This window comes from Pseudooceanicola profundus, from assembly GCF_054919315.1.
In genome coordinates this window covers 1,605,448-1,622,226 of the sequence record NZ_CM142898.1, presented here as the reverse complement: position 1 = coordinate 1,622,226, position 16,779 = coordinate 1,605,448, and the positions used below count along the sequence as shown (strand labels likewise).

The window sequence follows — 16,779 nt, the reverse complement described above, 5'->3', positions numbered from 1 at the left end:
CGGAGCAACAGCCCGGCCCGGGGCCTTTGCGGTTGCATTCCCCGCCTCCCGGAGTAGCGTCACGGCACATTCCGCAGGAGACCCTCATGACCGATATCGAAACCAAACTCGCAGAGATGGGCGAGAGCCTGCCCGACGCCCCGGCACCGGCGGCGAACTACGTGCCCTTCGTGATCTCGGGCAACATGCTCTTCGTTTCGGGCCAGATTTCGGCCGATGCGGAGGGCCCGATCAAGGGCAAGCTGGGCGACACGCTGGAGGTGACCGACGGCGCCAAGGCGGCACGGCGCTGCGGCCTCTCGCTGCTGGCACAGGTCAAGGCAGCCTGCGGCGGCGACCTCTCCAAGCTCAAGCGCGTGGTGAAGCTGACCGGCTTCGTGAACTCCACCGCCGATTTCACCGACCAGCCCAAGGTCATCAACGGCTGCTCCGACCTCATGGTGGAACTGCTGGGCGATGCGGGCCGGCACTCGCGCTCGGCCGTCTCGGCCGCCGCGCTGCCGCTGGGGGTCGCCGTCGAGATCGAAGGCATCTTCGAGCTCGCCTGACCCATGCCAGCCACCCGCACGGCCCTGCCGGAGGCGTTCCTGACGACGCCGATCGCGCATCGGGCCTACCACGACCGGGCGCAGGGCCGCCCGGAGAACGGCCGCGCGGCGATCCGCGCGGCCATCGCCGCGGGCTACGGGATCGAGATCGACCTCCAGCCCTCTGCCGATGGCAAGGCGATGGTTTTCCACGACTATGACCTCGCGCGGCTCACAGGCGCGGAGGGCATGATCCGGATGCGCAAGGCCGCCGACCTGGCGGAACTGCCGCTGATCGGGGGTGACGAAGGCATCCCGAGCTTTGCCGAGGTGCTGGAGATCGTCGCGGGGCAGGTGCCCCTGCTGGTCGAGATCAAGGACCAGGACGGGCTGCTGGGCCCGGGTGTCGGCGCGCTGGAGGCCGCCGCCGTCGCGGACCTCAAGGGCTACAAGGGGCCGGTCGCGCTGATGTCGTTCAATCCCAACTCGGTGCGGACCTGCGCCGGGCTGGCGCCGGAGATCCCGCGCGGGCTGACCACCTGTTCCTTCCGTCCCGCCGACTGGCGCGGCGTGCCGAAACAGCGGCTCGACCGGTTGGCGCGCATCCCGGATGCCGATCCGGTGGGCGCAAGCTTCCTCAGCCACGAGCACAGGGACCTCGACCGGCCCCGCGTGCAGGAGCTGAAGGACCGCGGCCTTGCGATCCTGTGCTGGACGATCCGTTCGGCCGAGGAGGAGGACCGTGCGCGGCGGATTGCCCAGAACGTGACCTTCGAGGACTACGCGGCCTGACACATCGCAGGTGCCCGCCCCATGCGGTCTTGATCCGGGGGGCGGGCACCACAGATAGATCGGGGATGCAGCAGGACATGACACAGGCCGAGGTCGAGATTCAGGCGCACCCCTCGCTGGCGCAGATCGCGCCCGAGGCGTGGGATGCCTGCGCCTGCCCGGAGGTCGCCGACGGCGGGCGGCCCCATGACCCCTTCACCACCCACCGTTTCCTGAAGGCGCTGGAAGACAGCGGCTCCGTCGGGCCCGGCACCGGGTGGGAGCCGCTCTACCTCACGGCCCATATCGGGGATGAGCTGATCGCGGCGGCCCCGCTCTATGCCAAGCGCCACAGCCAGGGTGAATATGTCTTCGACCACAGCTGGGCCCATGCCTTCGAGAACGCGGGCGGGCAGTATTATCCGAAATTGCAGATGGCCGTGCCCTTCACACCGGCGACCGGCCGCCGCCTGCTGGTAAGGCCGGGCTTCGAGGAAACGGGGCAGGCCGCGCTGATCCAGGGCGCGGTGCAGCTGGCCGCGAACAACAACCTGTCGTCGCTCCATGTCACCTTCTGCACTGAGGAGGAGGTCGAGGCGGGCCGGGCCATGGGGCTGATGACCCGCATCGGCCAGCAGTTCCACTGGATCAACGAGGGCTATGGCAGCTTCGACGATTTCCTGGCCTCGCTGTCCTCGCGCAAGCGCAAGACCCTGCGCAAGGAACGCCAGCGGGCCAATGCCTTCGGCGGCGAGATCCGGATGCTGACCGGGGATCAGATCGAACCGCACCATTGGGACGCCTTCTGGCAGTTCTACCAGGACACCGGCGCCCGCAAGTGGGGCAGCCCCTACCTGACCCGCGCCTTCTTCGATTGCGCCCACGAGAGCCTGCGCGACGACATGCTGCTGGTGCTGGCCGAGCGTGACGGCCGCCCGATTGCGGGTGCGCTGAACATGATCGGCCGCGAGGTGCTCTATGGCCGTTACTGGGGCGCATTGGAACATCACGAGTTCATGCACTTCGAAGCGTGCTATTATCGTGCCATCGACTACGCGATCGAGGAGGGACTCGCGCGGGTCGAGGCCGGGGCGCAGGGCGAACACAAGCTGGCGCGCGGCTACCTGCCCGCGCCGACCCATTCCCTGCACTGGGTGGCGGATCAGGGCTTTGCCCGCGCCGTGCAGCAGTTCCTGACCGAGGAGCGCCGCGCGGTGGAGGAGGACATCGAAATCCTGACCGCCTATGGACCCTTCCGCAGGGAGCAACAGGAGGAACAGGACTGATGACCGAATACCTGAGCGAAACCGCCCGCAAGAGCCTGATCGACCCGCTGCTGGACAGCGGCTGGACGCTGGAAGAGGGCGAAGAGGTGCTGACCAAGACCTTCACCTTCGGGGATTTCACCGAGGCCTTTGCCTGGATGACGCGCGCCGCCCTCTGGGCCGAGAAGTGGGGCCACCATCCGGACTGGTCGAACAGCTACAAGACCGTCATTGTACGTCTGACAACACATGACGTCGGCGGGCTCAGCGCGCTCGACGCGAAACTGGCCCGCAAGATGGATCAACTGACCGCATGAACCTTGACGCACTGCTGACGACACCGATCTGGGGCGACCGCTCCCTTGGCGATCTCCTGACACTCGACACCATGGCCTCGCTGGTGGGCTCGGTGGTGACGGCGCTGCTGATCCTCTTCCTGGGGATGCTGCTGGCAGGCTGGGCGAACCGGCGGATCACCGGCCTCTCCCGGCGCTATGCGCGGCTCGACGACACGCTGTTCAACTTCCTCGGCTCGATTGCGCGCTACGCGATCCTCGCCTTCGCGGTGATCTTCATCCTCAACACCTTCGGCATCCGCACCACCTCGCTGGTGGCAGTGATCGGTGCGGCCGGTCTGGCGGTGGGTCTTGCCCTGCAGGGCACGCTGTCGAACGTGGCGGCGGGGGTGATGATCATCCTCTTCCGCCCGATCAAGAACGGTGATTTCGTCGAGGTCGGCGGAGAGAGCGGCACGGTCAAGGACATCTCGCTGAACTTCACCGAACTGGCCAGTCTCGACAACGTGCAGATCATCATCCCGAACTCCGAGGTCTGGGGCAACACGATCACCAACTACTCGGTCTATCCGACGCGGCGCGCGCAATGGACCTTCGGCGTGGGATACGGCGCGAACCTGAAGCAGGCGGAGGAGATCATCCTCGAGACCATCAAGGCCGATCCCCGGTCGCATTCGGAGCCCGCGCCCTTCATCCAGGTCACGAACCTCGGCGACTCCTCGGTGGATTTCACGGTGCGTTTCTGGTGCGATGCCTCGGAATATTTCGGCTACAGGGCCGACATGACCCGCAAGGTCAAGGAGGCGCTGGACGCCGGCGGGATCGAGATCCCCTTCCCCACGCGCACGGTACACCACGTCAGCGACGATCCCGCGCCGCAAGGCTGACGGGGGATCAGAAGGCGGGGGATCAGAAGGGGGCGTCGGCCAGCGTCAGCATCAGCTGGCGCAGGGTCGGGGCCTCAGGGACAGCGGCCATGGTCGCGCGCCAGTCCGCCACCACCGGCTCCGGCTCGTCCGAGAGGTCGCGCATCCGCCACCGCAGGTGGCGCCAGTGCGCGGCACGCAGGGCGTCCGCGAGGATGCGGTCCTTCACGAGATCCGAGAGGATTTCCAGCAGCTCGCTGCGCTGCGAGAAATAGACCGGCGCGATCCGGTCCTCCGGCGCGGCGGCCTGCCGCTGCACGGTGGCGAGCCGCGTAGCCGCGAGGTCCGGCAGGGTTGCGTCGCAGGTGCAGTCCGCCGCGGCGCGCAGCAGCGAGCGGAAGACGGCGAAATCCATAGGGCGGTGTTCGGGCAGCAGCGGCGAGACGATCGTCCCGATGCCCGAGCGGGTCTCGACAAGATGCTCGTAGGCGAGCTTCTGCAGCACCTGACGGATCGGCGTGCGCGAAACGCCGAACTCGGTGGCCAGCATGCCTTCGTGCAGGATCATGTCCTCCTGATCGGCGCGCTGGCAGATCCGTGATCGGACAATATCCGTGATCTCGGATGTCTCCTTGCGCATGTCTTATTCCGTCATTAGGGCATTAAAGGCCGATTAAGATGCGCTCCGATTGGCCGCGAGGACGGGGGAATGTCAAGGCCCGCTGGCCCGGGACCCCCCGTCACAGGGGGAAACTCGCCGAAAAATGGAATGTTATTTATCATTCTCTGGAGTTGAACAATGAGCGACCGCATTCGCCCTGTGCTTGAACACCCGCTACGCGCAATGGTTCCCGTGCCCGGTGGCGGTTTCTGCCTGATGTCCGGCTATCCGGGGCTTGAGGTCGGGCTCGACGGTGAGGCCTATCTCGACCCGCAGGCCGCGCGCGAAGCGCTGGAGGCGATGCTGGCGCAGGGGGCCGATACGCTGATCGTTCTGGCGGAGGCGCCCGAGCTGCCCGAGGGCAACCACGACATGCTGCGCCGGCTCTGCCCCGACGGGCTGGAGCTGCATTTCCTGCCGTGCCGGGACTTCGAGGTCCCCGATGCGACCTTCACGGCCCGCTGGAACAGCCTGCGCCCGGCCCTCGCCGCGCGCTTTGCGGCGGGCGGGACCATCGCCATGGCCTGCCAGTATGGCGCCGGACGCAGCGGGTTGCTGACCGCGCTGGTGCTGATCGAGGAGGGGCAGACGCCCGCGGCGGCCATCGCAACGGTGCGGCGCCACTTCCACGAAGCGGTGGAGAGCGAGGTTCAGGAAAACTGGCTGCTTGCACAGGTTTCGGGCAACACTCTTGGCAAGAATTTATCAAAAGGATAAATTTTGCCCGAGAATCGTTGACTTAACCCCTGTATACAGGCATCTAGGTCGACGAGGCGTCGCATGGTCCCGCATCCAATTGGCCATGTAGCGGATACCGCATCGATGCCCCGAAGGAAGGGTAGAAGCAGGCCGGACGGAGACGTCCGGCCTTCGCCTTTTCGGGGCGCAGCCGTTTCGGGGTCCTGCCGTTTCGACACTGCCGTCTCGGGCTCAACCTTCAAGGGTCCTCCCTGCTTCCGTACGATCCCTTTTGTGGCCGACAGGATCGGTCTGCGGCCTCGGGGCGTTTGCCGTCGCCGGGGCGCGGACAGGGCGGCCCCTGAAACGCAGGGCCCGGCGCTTGCGCCCGCAGCGGGCGCCAGCCGCGGTCTGCGGATGCGGCGGCCCGGCGTGGAACGCCTGCCGCCGCGGGGCGCTCAGAGAGCGGCAACCATCGACTTGCCGCCTGAGATGTCGCAGGTGCCCGGGCTCTCCTCGAGGTGCAGCACGGTGACCATGCCGTCCTCGACCGCCATGGCGTAGCGCTTGGAGCGGTTGATCAGGCCCGCCGGGGGGGCGCTGAAGTCGAGGCCGATGGCCGTGGTGAAGGCGCTCTCGGGGTCGCAGAGCATGGTGATGCCGGCCTCGCCCGCGCCGGTGTCCTTGCTCCAGGCGCCCATGACGAAGGGATCGTTGACGCTGACGCAGATGACTTCGTCCACGCCCTTGGCCTTCAGGTCGTCCATGGCCGCGATGAAGCTGGGCACATGCGCGGTGCTGCAGACGCCGGTATAGGCACCGGGCAGGCCGAAGATCACGACCTTGCGACCGGCCAGCTTGTCGGCGAGGGCCACGGGTGCGGGGCCTTCGGCGGTGGGCGCAATGAGGGTTGCGCCGGGGAGCGTATCGCCTTGGGAAATGGTCATCTGTCCTCCATCGGGATGAATTGTGTTTTGCCTGACGACGGATGTAGAGTGCCGGCGCCGTACGACGACGACAGAACAGGAGGATGCGTCCGGATGGAACAGGAAAATCGCCATATTGTCGTTGTCGGGGCAGGACAGGCCGGGGCTGCATTGGTCGCCCGGCTGCGGGGCAAGGGCTATGCCGGGCCGATCACGCTGATCGGAACGGAGAGGGTGCCGCCCTACCAACGGCCGCCGCTGTCGAAGAAATACCTGCTGGGCGAGTTCGCGCTGGAGCGGCTCTTCCTGCGGCCCGAGGTCTTCTACGAGGAGCATGATATCACCCTGCGCCTTGGCACCACTGTCGAGGGCATCGACACCGGGGCGAAGACGCTGCTGCTGGCCGGGGGCGAGGTGCTGGGCTGGGACGAGCTGGTGCTGACCACCGGGTCGCACGCGCGGCGGCTGCCGGCGGCGATCGGGGGCGATCTGCCCGGGGTCTACGTGATGCGCGATCTGGCCGATGCCGATGCGCTTGCACCCGAGATGCAGCCGGGCCGCCGGCTGGTCATCGTGGGCGGCGGCTACATCGGGCTGGAGGCCGCCGCGGTGGCGGCCAAGCTGGGGCTGGAGGTCACGCTGATCGAAGCTGCGCCGCGCATCCTGCAACGCGTTGCCTGTGCCGAGACCTCGGACTACTTCCGCGCCCTGCACGAAAGCCACGGGGTCACGATCCTCGAAGGCATCGGGCTGGAGCGGCTGACGGGCGAGGACCGTGTCACAGGTGCGCGGCTGAGCGACGGGCGCGAGATCGCGGCGGATGCCGTGATCACCGGCATCGGGATCGCGCCGGGCATGTCGCTGGCGGAGGCCGCAGGCGTCAGCTGCGAGAACGGCATTTCGGTCGACCTTCAGGGGCGGACCTCCGAGGCCGGCATCTGGGCGGCGGGCGATTGCGCCTCCTTCCCGTTGCGCGGCCAGCGGCTGCGGCTGGAGAGCGTTCAGAACGCGATCGACCAGTCGGAAGCCGTTGCGGACAACCTCATGGGGGCCGGTACCGACTATGCGCCGAAGCCTTGGTTCTGGTCCGACCAATACGACGTGAAACTGCAGATCGCCGGGCTGAACCTCGGCTATGACAGGGTGGTCGTCCGGGCGGGCGAGGGGCTGGTGCGGTCGCATTGGTACTATGGGGGCGAGACCCTGCTGGCCGTGGACGCGATGAATGATCCGCGCGCCTACATGGTGGGCAAGCGCCTGATTGACGCGGGCAAAAGCGCGCCGGCAGAGGCCGTTGCAGACCCCGCGGTCGAGCTCAAGACGCTGCTGCGCTGATGCGGATCATCGGCGGAGAGCATCGCGGCCGGGCGCTGGCCGCCGTGGGCAAGGGCGACGCGGGGGCGCACCTGCGTCCTACCACCGACCGGGTGCGCGAAAGCCTGTTCAACCTGATTCTCGGCGGGCGCTTCGGCGATCCGGTGGAGGGGGCCCGGGTGCTCGACCTCTTCGCGGGGACCGGGGCGCTGGGACTGGAGGCGCTCTCACGCGGGGCGACACAGGTAACCTTCGTTGATGACGGGCGCGTGGCGCAGGGGCTGATCCGCAAGAACATCGCGGTTCTGGGCGTCGAGGGGGCGACGCGGCTGATGCGCTGCAGCGCCCTGCGCCTGCCGCCCTGCGAGGGAGAGGGCGCGGGTCTCGTCTTCCTCGATCCGCCCTATGGCAAGGACCTCGGCGCCAAGGCGCTCTCGGCCGCCCTCGCGCAGGGGTGGATCGCCGAGGGTGCGCTGGTGGTCTGGGAGGAAAGCGGCGCCGTCGTGCCGCCCGAGGGGCTGACCCTGCTGGAGAGCCGGAAGTACGGCGACACGATGATCACGCTGCTGGAGCGCTGATCGACCTTCGGTGGCTGGCAAAACTCTTCGAAGAATTTTGCAAAGAATTTTCGAAAATTCTTTGGCGTTCGAGGCGGGCGGTTGCGCGCTTCCGGCGGAGTAATCGGGGGGGGAGCCTGCCCGTTTTCCTCGAAGAGAACACGGCGGAGTTTTGAAAGGTTCGGGGATCAGCGCCGGGCGGGGATCTGGTGGAGAGGGCGGGGGGCTGACGGCCCCCCGCACCCCCCGTGGATATTTCGGAACAGTGGATGAGGGGCCGGGACTCGGCCGGGACTGGGCGGTGGATCGCCGGTGTTGGGGCGTGTCACGGGGCGGCGCTTGCGCGGGGCGGGGGGAGTGCTGATATCAGGAGACACACCGCGAGGGAGGTCGAGATGAAACGCGTGATTTGTGCAGCGGCGATGGTGGTGGGCCTGGCGGCCTGCGAGGCGACCGGGGGCGACACCACCGGCGGTTGGCCCACGGCCACGGCCGACCAGGCGAGTTGTGGGGCGGATGCCTATCCGGCGACGCTTGTGGGGACCGCTTATCAGGCAGAAACCTTTGCCGCGCACGGGGGCCCGATGCGGGTGCTCTCTCCCGGGGACGTGATGACGATGGACCACAATCCGCAGCGGATGAACGTCATGCTCGACGAGGGCGGTGCCCTCGTGGACCTGCGCTGCGGCTGAGCCTCAGCGGTCCCAGCCGCGTTTTTCCTTCACCTCGCCGCGGGCCTTCTTGTCGTCGAGCCGGCGGCGTTTCTGGCCAAGTGGCACCCGGGTGCGCACGCGCTTCTTGGGGGCGACGAGGGCCTGGCGGATCAGGTCGGCTAGCCGTTCGCGGGCGATGTCGCGGTTGCGGGCCTGGCTGCGCTCTTCCGAGACCTGAAGGACCAGGGCGCCCTCCTTGGTCCAGCGCCGTCCGGCGATGCGGCGCAGGCGGGATTTCACCGCAGGGGAGAGCGCTGGCGAGCGGTCGGCCTCGAATCGCAGCTCCACCGCACTGGAGACCTTGTTCACGTTCTGCCCGCCCGGCCCGCTGGCGCGGACGAAGATCTCGGTGATCTCCCAGTCCTGGATCGCAATGTCGTCGGTGATGCGCAGCATGGCCGCCTCCTTTCGCGGCAGATCTAGGGCCGCGGGCCCGGATCGGCAAAGAAAATCCACAGGGAACGCGGCCGTGGGGGCAGGCGGAGAGGTCCGGGTGCCGCCGGCGGGCGGGGACTGCATCGCGCGGACGCGGATGTCGGACACGGAAAAGGGCCGCTCCCGGAACGGAGCGACCCTCTCTCGAGATTAGGAGGTGGGGCTGGTTAGGTATCCCACCAATCCGGTCGGTCGGCTGCCAAGGGCTGCCTCAGCAAACGTCCTTCCGAACTGTTCCAACACCTCTCTCCAATACCTCAATAGACACTAGAGCACCTCCTTTCTGAATGTTTCCGATACACAAAGGGTCTCACATATTTCGTGTATCGCAAAACGTTTTTACGCAGGTCTTGTGGTCAAACCGTTCACAATTGCCTTGAACGGTGCAAGAGCGATCACGGCGAGCGCGAGCTTGACCATCCAGTCCGCGACCCCGAGCGAGACCCAGAGCGGCACCACCGGGCCCACGCCCAGAAGCGGCAGCGCCTCGTTGGCCCAGCTGACGTCGTTGGATGGATCGAGGAAGATCAGCTGCGTCGAAAAGGCGATGACGGAGAAAAGCGCGGTGTCGAGCGCCGAGCCGACCAGCGTCGAGGCCAGCGGGGCCTGCCACCAGGCGCCATCGCGCAGGCGGTTGAAGATCGCGATATCGGTCAGCTGTGCCACGAGGAAGGCGGTGCCCGAGGCAAGCGCCACGCGCAGCGTCACCAGCGGGCCGAAGTCGCCCTGGATCTGGGTGCCGATCAGCGAGCAGATCACGCCCACCACGAACCCGGCGACCACGACCTTGCGGGCGGGTTTCACGCCATAGACGCGGTTCATCACGTCGGTGACGAGGAAGGCGAAGGGATAGGTGAAGGCCCCCCAGGTCAGCCACTGACCAAAGAGGAATTGCACCAGGATGTTCGAGGCCACCACGATGGCGGCCATGGCAAGAATGCCAGGCAGGTATTTGCGGTCCATGTTTTGAGCCCGTTTTTTAGACAAGGTAGCGGCGACTTGTGCCCCGATGGGGCGCGGTTCCGTTCCCCGGAAGGGGGAACGGGCGGCGTCTAAGGGGTTTTTGCCTTGCTGGCAAGGGGTGCGGCACTGGGGAGGGTGTACTCCACCACCTCCGAGCGCTGAATCCAGAGGTAGTTGTCGTCTGCCACCATGGTCAGGCGGGTCGTGCCCTCCGCATCGCGCCAGACCGAGAGACCCTCGAGGTTGTCATGCTGGCCGGGGGCGGTGGTGAGGAGGACCTCGGCGTCATGATCGCCGGGCGCCGAGACGTCGAAGCGCCGCACACGCGTCCGGAAGCTGAGCCGGGTGAAGGCGCGTTCCAGCAGGTAGAGCTTGCCGTCCGGGCCAAAGGCGGCCTCGGCGGGCAGGAAGCCGTCATCGGGCGCGGGCAGGGTGGTGACCTCGTCCCAGCGGCCGTCGCGCTGGCTCCATACCGGAATGCGGCCGGCCTCGGTCAGGTGATCCTCGGGCAGGGTGAAGATGCGCCCCGCGGCATCGACCGCGACGGATTCCAGCGCGCCGTTGTAGGGCAGGGGCGGGAAGTCGCCGCGCTGTGTCAGGCCGTCGGGCGTGCGGCCGGGCGCGTCGTAGACCCAGACCCGGGGCAGCTGCTCGAAGGAGACGACGATCCGGCCGTCCGGTGTGAGCGACAGCCCTTCCGCGTCGAAGGTCGTGCGGGTGAGCGGTGCGCCGTCCGGGTCCAGCAGCGGGTCCATGGTGAGGGCCCGGGCCGCCGTCAGGCGCCCGTCGTCGTCCCGTTCCAGCCGGCCGGTGAACATGTAACCGCGGTCCGAGATCGCGATGAACCGTGTGCCGCCCGCCGTCACCTCTAGGCCGGAGAGCCCGCCCAGATTGGGGACATTGCCGCGCATGACCACCTCCGACGACAACACCGCCGGTCCGTCCGGCGGTGTTGTTGGGGCGCAGGTGGTCAGCAGCAGGAGCGTCAGCGCGACTGCAGGACCGAGACGCATTGCTGGGGCAGGTCGGCCAGCGTCAGTTGACGGCGCGGCTTGGGCTTGGGGGCATTGGGATCGGGCGGCGGCGGGTTCAGGATGTTGTTCACCCAGGCCTGTGCATCGGCGCAGCCGTCACCGGGCGGGGGCGCATCCTGTTCGACGCAGCCGCGGGCCCCGGCGGGGCAGTTCAGCCGCACGTGGAAATGGTAGTGGTGCCCGTACCAGGGCCGGATCTTGCGCAGCCAGGCACGGTTGCCGGTCTCGTCCTTGCACATCTGCACCTTGGCGCCGGGGAAGACGAAGATCCGCGCCACCCGCGGGTCGCTGGCGGCGGCCTTGAGGATCTGGTGGTGCTGGGGCGTCCAGTTGTCGTTCACGAAGGCGCCCGAGGCCCGGCGGGTCGAGATCGAGGAGAGATTCTCGCGCTCGGTCCGGGTCAGGTTCAGGCGCTGCGGCGGCAGCATCCAGACATCGGCATCCAGCCCCATCTGGTGCGAGGCATGGCCCGAGGTCATCGGCCCGCCACGGGGTTGCGAGATGTCCCCGATGTAGAGCCCGGCCCAGCCCGGCTGCTTCGCCGCGAAGGCCGAGAGGTCCTTGAGGAAGTCGATCATCTGGGGCTGGCCCCAGTTCCGGTTCCGGGACAGGCGCATCGCCTGCCATGTCGGACCGGTGTCGGGCATCATGTAGGCCCCGGACTGGCAGCCCTTGGCATAGGAGCCGAAGGGCGCGCTGTCCTGCCACGAGGGCTCGGCCTTGGCGCCGAAGAGCTGGCGCGCCTCTTTTCCGCGCCATTCGGCGGGCACGCTGGTCTGCGCGGCGGCGGGGCCGGACAGGAGGATCAGCGGGGCAAGGATGAGCGAGGCAAGCCGCGCGGTCGTGCGGCGGGTGGGGATCGTGGTTCCCGCGCTGCGGATCAGGCGGGCGGTGCGTCGGAACATGGGCGGTCTCCCTCCGGGTCGACCCAGCGTAGCAGGGCAAGGCCGATAAGGAAAAGGGCGATCAGCGGGGTCACGCCGATCGGCTGGCTCTGGCTGATGGCGGTTGTCACACCGATGAGCGTGGGGGCGAGGAAGGAGGTCGCCTTGCCGGCAAGCGCGTAGAGGCCGAAGGCCTCGGTCATGCGGTCGGGATCGGCCTGTCGCACCATCATGGTGCGGCTCGCGGACTGGATCACGCCGCCCGCCGCCCCGATCAGCGCGCCCATCACGAAGAAGAGGATATCGGGCAGGGCCGAGCCCTCGGCCACCGGGATGAAGTAGACGCTGGTGGGCGAGATCACCACGATCGACACCGCCACGAAGCTGAGCACGAGGATGCAGGCGCGGATCACCGGCTTGGGCCCGAAGCGCCTGTCCGCCATGCCGCCGAGCCACGCGAAGAGCGCGCCAGAGACGATGGCGATGATGCCGAAGATGCCGATCTGCATGATCGACCAGCCTAGTACACCGGAGGCATAGATGCCGCCGAAGACATACATCCCGTTCAGCGCATCGCGGTAGAACATCGACGAGGCGAGGTAGGCAAAGAGCGAGGGCCGCCGCGGCAGCCCGCGGATGGTGCCGCCGAGGCCCTTCAGCGCCGCCATGACCGCGCCGCGCGGGGCTTTCGCGGGTTTCGGATCGCGCACGTAGAGGAAGAAGGGCACCATGAAGACCGCGTACCAGATCGCGGTCAGCGGCCCCACGGCCCGCGTGCCTTCGCGCAGCGCGGGATCGAGGCCGAGGATCGGGGGAATGCCGATCATGGTGCGCCCGGTTGCCGGATTCTCCTGCAGCAGCGCCAGCATCAGCACCAACGCCACCAGACCGCCGACGTAGCCGAAGGCCCAGCCATTGCCCGAGATCCGTCCGACCTCCTCCCGCGGGCCGAGGTCGGGCAGCATGGAGTTGGTGAAGATCGTGGCGAATTCCATGCCGATCATGCCGATGGCAAAGAAGATCAGCGTGGAGACGAGGTTGAAATCGCCCGGTGCGGCCCACCAGAGCGCATAGGCCCCTACGACGTACATCGCCGAGAAGGCCCAGATCCAGCGCATCCGGTGCCCCGAGACATCCGATATCGCGCCGAGGATCGGGGCCAGCACCGCGATGCAGAAGCCCGCCGCCCCGATGCCGAAGCCCCAGACCGATTGCGCGGCGGTGCCGTCGCCCATGAGTTCCTTCACGTAGGGCGCGAAGATGAAGGTGATCAGAAGCGTGTTGTAGGGCTGGCTGGCCCAGTCGAAGAAGAACCAGCCCCAGATGCGTTTGCGCAGCGACATCGTTTTCCCCTGACTGGCCTGCCGTTCACGGCGATATGACCGGGAAGGGCGCGTCATGACAAGGCACTTGGCCCGCAGGTCTGCCGCTGCCCTGCTGCCTTCCTGCGCCCGCGCGTGGCCCGCGGCCTGCCTGCGTCAACCTAAACCGCGCGTCGGACTTGTGCTTTCGCCCCGCTGCCCCTAGGTCTGACCGGAACCCGAGAGAGAGGACCCCGGCCCATGATGACGATCTACAACATCCTGCAATTCCTGCTCAGCGTGTTGTGGTTCTTCGTGCTGGCGCACGTGATCATGAGCTGGCTGATCGGCTTCGACGTGCTGAATCGCCGGCAGGCCATCGTGTCCCAGATCTGGGACGGGCTGAACCGCATCCTCGAGCCGATCTACCGCCCGATCCGCAACATCCTGCCCCCGACCGGCGGGCTGGACCTCGCGCCGCTGATGGTCTTCATCGGCATCATGCTGATCCGCATCGTGCTGGACACGAACCGCGGCTTCTTCATGGGCTACTGAGCGGCCCCGTCCGCCCCGTGCGTTCAACACGCGACCGGCCCATGACCGCCGCTTCCCCGGCGGCCGTGGCCTTGTTCACCGATTCTTAATGTGGGACAGTCCCTCCTGAGAGCGGATTAACCACAAAAGACAGGCCCGATGCAGGACGCTGCCCCCCTTCTGCGCGAGATTTTCGGATTCTCCTCCTTCCGTCCGGGACAGGAAGAGATCGTGCAGGCGGTCGCGGGCGGGGCCGATGTGCTGGCCATCATGCCCACCGGCGGTGGCAAGTCGCTCTGCTACCAGCTGCCTGCGCTCATGGGCGAGGGGATCACCGTCGTCATCTCTCCGCTGATCGCGCTGATGCGCGACCAGGTCCGGGCCCTGCGCGAAGCAGGGGTCGAAGCGGGGGCGCTGACCTCTGGCAACACGCCGGAGGAGACGGACTACGTCTGGGATACGATCGAGCAGGGGCGGTTGAAGCTGCTCTACCTTGCGCCCGAACGTCTTGCCTCCGAAGGGGCGATGCGGATGCTGCGCCGGATCGGTGTTTCGCGCATCGCCGTGGACGAGGCCCATTGCGTCAGCCAGTGGGGTCATGACTTCCGCCCCGATTACCTGCGCATCGGTGAATTGCGCCACGCGCTTGACGTGCCCGTGGCGGCCTTCACCGCCACGGCGGATGCCGAAACGCAGGAGGAGATCGCCCGCCGCCTCTTCCCGCAGGCCGCGCCGCAGACCTTCCTGCGCGGCTTCGACCGGCCGAACATCCATCTCGCCTTCGGGGCCAAGGACAGCCCGCGGCGCCAGATCCTCGACTTCGCCGCCGCCCGGAAGGGACAGTCCGGCATCGTCTACTGCGGCACCCGCGCCAAGACCGAGAGCCTGGCGCAGGCCCTGCGCGAGGCCGGGCACAGTGCGATCCACTACCACGGCGGGATGGAGGCCGAGGACCGGCGCATCGCCGAAACCCGGTTTCAGGCCGAGGACGGGCTGATCGTCGCCGCCACGGTGGCCTTCGGCATGGGGGTGGACAAGCCCGACATCCGCTGGGTCGCCCACGCCGACCTGCCGAAAAGCATCGAGGCCTATTACCAGGAGATCGGCCGCGCGGGTCGCGACGGGGCGCCTGCCGAGACGCTCACGCTCTACGGCCCCGACGACATCCGCCTGCGCCGCGCCCAGATCGACGAGGGGCTGGCCCCGCCCGAACGCCGGGCTGCCGATCACGGGCGTCTCAACGCGCTGCTGGGTCTGGCCGAGAGCCTGTCGTGCCGCCGCGTGGCCCTGCTGCGCTACTTCGGCGAGGCGGCGGAGCCCTGCGGCAACTGCGATCTCTGCGACCGCCCGCCCGAGGTCTTCGACGGCACCACCGCGGTGCGCAAGGCGCTGTCGGCCATCCTGCGGACCGAGGAATGGTTCGGCGCGGGGCATCTGACCGATATCCTCATGGGCGCCGACACCGACCGTATCCGCCAGAAACGGCACGACCAGCTGCCCACCTACGGGGTCGGCAAGGAATACTCCAAGCGCCAGTGGGGCGCGATCTTCCGCCAGATGATGGGCCACGACCTGATCCGCCCCGATCCCGAACGCCACGGCGCGCTGCGCATGACCGACACCGCCCTGCCGATCCTGCGCGGGGAGGAGAGCATCGAGCTGCGCAAGGACGTGATCACCGCCGCCAAGGATCGTCGCCCGGTGGTGCGCACGCTGGTGTCGGAGGAGGACGAGCCGCTGCTCTCCGCCCTCAAGGCCAAGCGGCGCGCGCTGGCGGAGGCGGCCAAGCTGCCCGCCTACATGATCTTCAACGACCGCACCCTGATCGAGATGGCCGAGAACCGTCCCACCACGCTGGACGAGATCGCCCGGGTGAATGGCGTCGGCGGCAAGAAGCTGGACCGCTACGGAGCCGAGTTCCTCGCCGTGATCGCCGGCGAGGTGGCCGAGATGCATCCCAAGCGGATGAAGCTGGCGGGCCGCGCCTCGGGTGATCTCTACGACCGGCTGATGCAGGCGCAGGCCGATCTGGCGCGCGGGCCCGACGGGATCGACAAGCCGCTGTCCTGCTCGGCCTCGCTGCTGGCCAAGGTGGCGGAATCCCGGCCGCAGGATGAAGCGGCGCTCACCCGCATCCTCGGGGACAGACGGACGGAACGTTTCGGCGCGGCCTTTCTGGACCTCCTGCGCGAGGCAAGCTAGATATCGCGGCGTTGCTGCAAGAGGTATCTAGATGCTGATCGTCGTCTCCCCCGCGAAGAAGCTGGACTGGTCCGAGCGTGACGTCGCGCTGACCACGCCCGACATGCTGGACGCCGCCAATGATCTGGCGGGCGTCATGCGGGAGAAATCCGCCGACGACATCGCCAAGCTGATGAAGCTCTCGGCCGACCTCTCGAAGCTGAACCGCGACCGGTTCCAGAGCTACGAAGAGGCGCCCGCGCCCGAGGCCCTGCGTCCCGCGGCGCTGGCCTTCGCGGGCGACACCTACCAGGGGCTCGAAGCGGCATCCCTCGATCCGGAGGAACTGGACTGGGCGCAGGATCACCTGCGCATCCTCTCGGGGCTCTACGGCGTGCTGCGCCCGCTGGACGGCATTCAGCCCTACCGGCTGGAAATGGGCACGCGGCTGAAGACCGCGCAGGGCAAGTCGCTCTACGACTACTGGGGGACGCGGCCGGCGGAGGCGCTGAAGGCGCAGGCGGCGGAGATCGGCACCGGGGTGCTGGTGAACTGCGCCAGCCAGGAATACTTCGGCGCGGTCGACCTCGACGCGCTTGGCCTGACGGTGGTCACGCCCACCTTCCTCGAACGCAAGGCCGGACAGGAGAAGGTGATCAGCTTCTATGCCAAGCGCGCCCGCGGCGCGATGGCGCGCTATGTCATCACCCACCGGCTGACCGATCCGGCGGCGCTGAAGGATTTCGATACCGGCGGCTACAGCTTCGATGCAAAGCAGTCGACCGAGACGAAGCCGGTCTTCGTGCGCAACGCCGAGTAACCCAAGCCTGGCTTCCGGTAGGGCGCGGACCGCACGGATCGCGCCCGAATTTC

Annotated in this window: 19 protein-coding genes; 12 read left to right on the top strand and 7 right to left on the bottom strand. The window is 67.7% G+C overall.

Going from position 1 to position 16,779, the window contains the following annotated elements; translation table 11 throughout:
* The first annotated feature begins 86 nt into the window (after window positions 1-86).
* The 5 genes from ACX9MO_RS07435 (at window position 87) to ACX9MO_RS07415 (ending at window position 3,746) form a co-directional block, all read left to right on the top strand.
* Window positions 87-548 carry a RidA family protein gene (locus ACX9MO_RS07435; protein ID WP_462214084.1) on the top strand — a complete coding sequence of 154 codons (462 nt, stop codon included), beginning with the start codon at window positions 87-89 and terminating at the stop codon, window positions 546-548.
* A gap of 3 nt (window positions 549-551) precedes the next feature.
* Window positions 552-1,319, top strand: coding sequence for a glycerophosphodiester phosphodiesterase family protein (locus tag ACX9MO_RS07430; RefSeq protein WP_462214083.1), 768 nt, complete (start codon window positions 552-554; stop codon window positions 1,317-1,319).
* Window positions 1,320-1,396: 77 nt separating this feature from the next.
* Window positions 1,397-2,584 (top strand): GNAT family N-acetyltransferase, encoded by a 1,188-nt coding sequence (locus ACX9MO_RS07425; RefSeq protein WP_462214433.1) that lies wholly within the window; start codon window positions 1,397-1,399, stop codon window positions 2,582-2,584.
* Complete coding sequence (locus tag ACX9MO_RS07420) at window positions 2,584-2,880, top strand: 4a-hydroxytetrahydrobiopterin dehydratase (protein ID WP_462214082.1); 297 nt, start codon at window positions 2,584-2,586, stop codon at window positions 2,878-2,880. Before ACX9MO_RS07425 ends, ACX9MO_RS07420 begins: the two co-directional genes overlap by 1 nt.
* Entirely contained in the window at window positions 2,877-3,746 is an 870-nt protein-coding gene (locus ACX9MO_RS07415; RefSeq protein ID WP_462214081.1) for a mechanosensitive ion channel family protein, read from the top strand. The genes ACX9MO_RS07420 and ACX9MO_RS07415 overlap by 4 nt, the downstream gene beginning before the upstream one ends.
* A 22-nt stretch (window positions 3,747-3,768) precedes the next feature.
* Here ACX9MO_RS07415 and ACX9MO_RS07410 read toward each other — a convergent pair whose 3' ends face one another.
* The gene (locus ACX9MO_RS07410; RefSeq protein WP_462214080.1) at window positions 3,769-4,365 is read right to left on the bottom strand and encodes a GntR family transcriptional regulator; all 597 of its coding nucleotides are present in this window, start codon (window positions 4,363-4,365) and stop codon (window positions 3,769-3,771) included.
* 159 nt (window positions 4,366-4,524) lie between these two features.
* On the opposite strand from ACX9MO_RS07410, the gene ACX9MO_RS07405 reads away from it, so the two are divergent.
* The gene (locus tag ACX9MO_RS07405; protein ID WP_462214079.1) at window positions 4,525-5,103 is read left to right on the top strand and encodes a protein-tyrosine phosphatase family protein; all 579 of its coding nucleotides are present in this window, start codon (window positions 4,525-4,527) and stop codon (window positions 5,101-5,103) included.
* A 419-nt stretch (window positions 5,104-5,522) separates the two neighbouring features.
* Here the strand turns inward: ACX9MO_RS07405 and ACX9MO_RS07400 are convergent, their stop codons facing one another.
* On the bottom strand, window positions 5,523-6,011 hold the full coding sequence (locus ACX9MO_RS07400) for a redoxin family protein (protein ID WP_462214078.1): 489 nt from the start codon (window positions 6,009-6,011) through the stop codon (window positions 5,523-5,525).
* A 93-nt stretch (window positions 6,012-6,104) separates the two neighbouring features.
* On the opposite strand from ACX9MO_RS07400, the gene ACX9MO_RS07395 reads away from it, so the two are divergent.
* The 3 genes from ACX9MO_RS07395 (at window position 6,105) to ACX9MO_RS07385 (ending at window position 8,553) form a co-directional block, all read left to right on the top strand.
* The gene (locus ACX9MO_RS07395; protein ID WP_462214077.1) at window positions 6,105-7,325 is read left to right on the top strand and encodes an NAD(P)/FAD-dependent oxidoreductase; all 1,221 of its coding nucleotides are present in this window, start codon (window positions 6,105-6,107) and stop codon (window positions 7,323-7,325) included.
* The gene (gene rsmD, locus ACX9MO_RS07390) at window positions 7,325-7,882 is read left to right on the top strand and encodes a 16S rRNA (guanine(966)-N(2))-methyltransferase RsmD (protein WP_462214076.1); all 558 of its coding nucleotides are present in this window, start codon (window positions 7,325-7,327) and stop codon (window positions 7,880-7,882) included. Before ACX9MO_RS07395 ends, rsmD begins: the two co-directional genes overlap by 1 nt.
* Window positions 7,883-8,256: 374 nt before the next feature.
* The gene (locus ACX9MO_RS07385; protein ID WP_462214075.1) at window positions 8,257-8,553 is read left to right on the top strand and encodes an I78 family peptidase inhibitor; all 297 of its coding nucleotides are present in this window, start codon (window positions 8,257-8,259) and stop codon (window positions 8,551-8,553) included.
* Window positions 8,554-8,556: 3 nt separating this feature from the next.
* Here ACX9MO_RS07385 and arfB read toward each other — a convergent pair whose 3' ends face one another.
* The 5 genes from arfB to ACX9MO_RS07360 form a co-directional block, all read right to left on the bottom strand.
* Entirely contained in the window at window positions 8,557-8,970 is a 414-nt protein-coding gene (gene arfB / locus ACX9MO_RS07380) for an alternative ribosome rescue aminoacyl-tRNA hydrolase ArfB (protein ID WP_222490959.1), read from the bottom strand.
* Between the two features lie 378 nt (window positions 8,971-9,348).
* Window positions 9,349-9,972, bottom strand: a complete 624-nt coding sequence (locus tag ACX9MO_RS07375) for a queuosine precursor transporter (RefSeq protein ID WP_222490960.1) — start codon at window positions 9,970-9,972, stop codon at window positions 9,349-9,351.
* An 89-nt stretch (window positions 9,973-10,061) separates the two neighbouring features.
* Window positions 10,062-10,883, bottom strand: a complete 822-nt coding sequence (locus ACX9MO_RS07370) for an esterase-like activity of phytase family protein (protein ID WP_462214074.1) — start codon at window positions 10,881-10,883, stop codon at window positions 10,062-10,064.
* 74 nt (window positions 10,884-10,957) lie between these two features.
* A complete protein-coding gene (mepA, locus tag ACX9MO_RS07365) occupies window positions 10,958-11,911 on the bottom strand; it encodes a penicillin-insensitive murein endopeptidase (protein ID WP_462214073.1) in 954 nt (317 codons plus the stop codon).
* A complete protein-coding gene (locus tag ACX9MO_RS07360) occupies window positions 11,887-13,233 on the bottom strand; it encodes an MFS transporter (protein ID WP_462214072.1) in 1,347 nt (448 codons plus the stop codon). Before ACX9MO_RS07360 ends, mepA begins: the two co-directional genes overlap by 25 nt.
* Window positions 13,234-13,452: 219 nt before the next feature.
* Between ACX9MO_RS07360 and ACX9MO_RS07355 the strand changes: the two genes are divergently transcribed.
* The 3 genes from ACX9MO_RS07355 (at window position 13,453) to yaaA (ending at window position 16,726) form a co-directional block, all read left to right on the top strand.
* Window positions 13,453-13,746, top strand: coding sequence for a YggT family protein (locus tag ACX9MO_RS07355; RefSeq protein WP_222490964.1), 294 nt, complete (start codon window positions 13,453-13,455; stop codon window positions 13,744-13,746).
* Between the two features lie 138 nt (window positions 13,747-13,884).
* A complete protein-coding gene (recQ, locus tag ACX9MO_RS07350; protein WP_462214071.1) occupies window positions 13,885-15,927 on the top strand; it encodes a DNA helicase RecQ in 2,043 nt (680 codons plus the stop codon).
* A gap of 31 nt (window positions 15,928-15,958) precedes the next feature.
* Window positions 15,959-16,726: a peroxide stress protein YaaA gene (yaaA, locus tag ACX9MO_RS07345; RefSeq protein WP_222490966.1), complete on the top strand. Its 768-nt coding sequence runs from the start codon at window positions 15,959-15,961 to the stop codon at window positions 16,724-16,726.
* Window positions 16,727-16,779 lie beyond the last annotated feature (53 nt).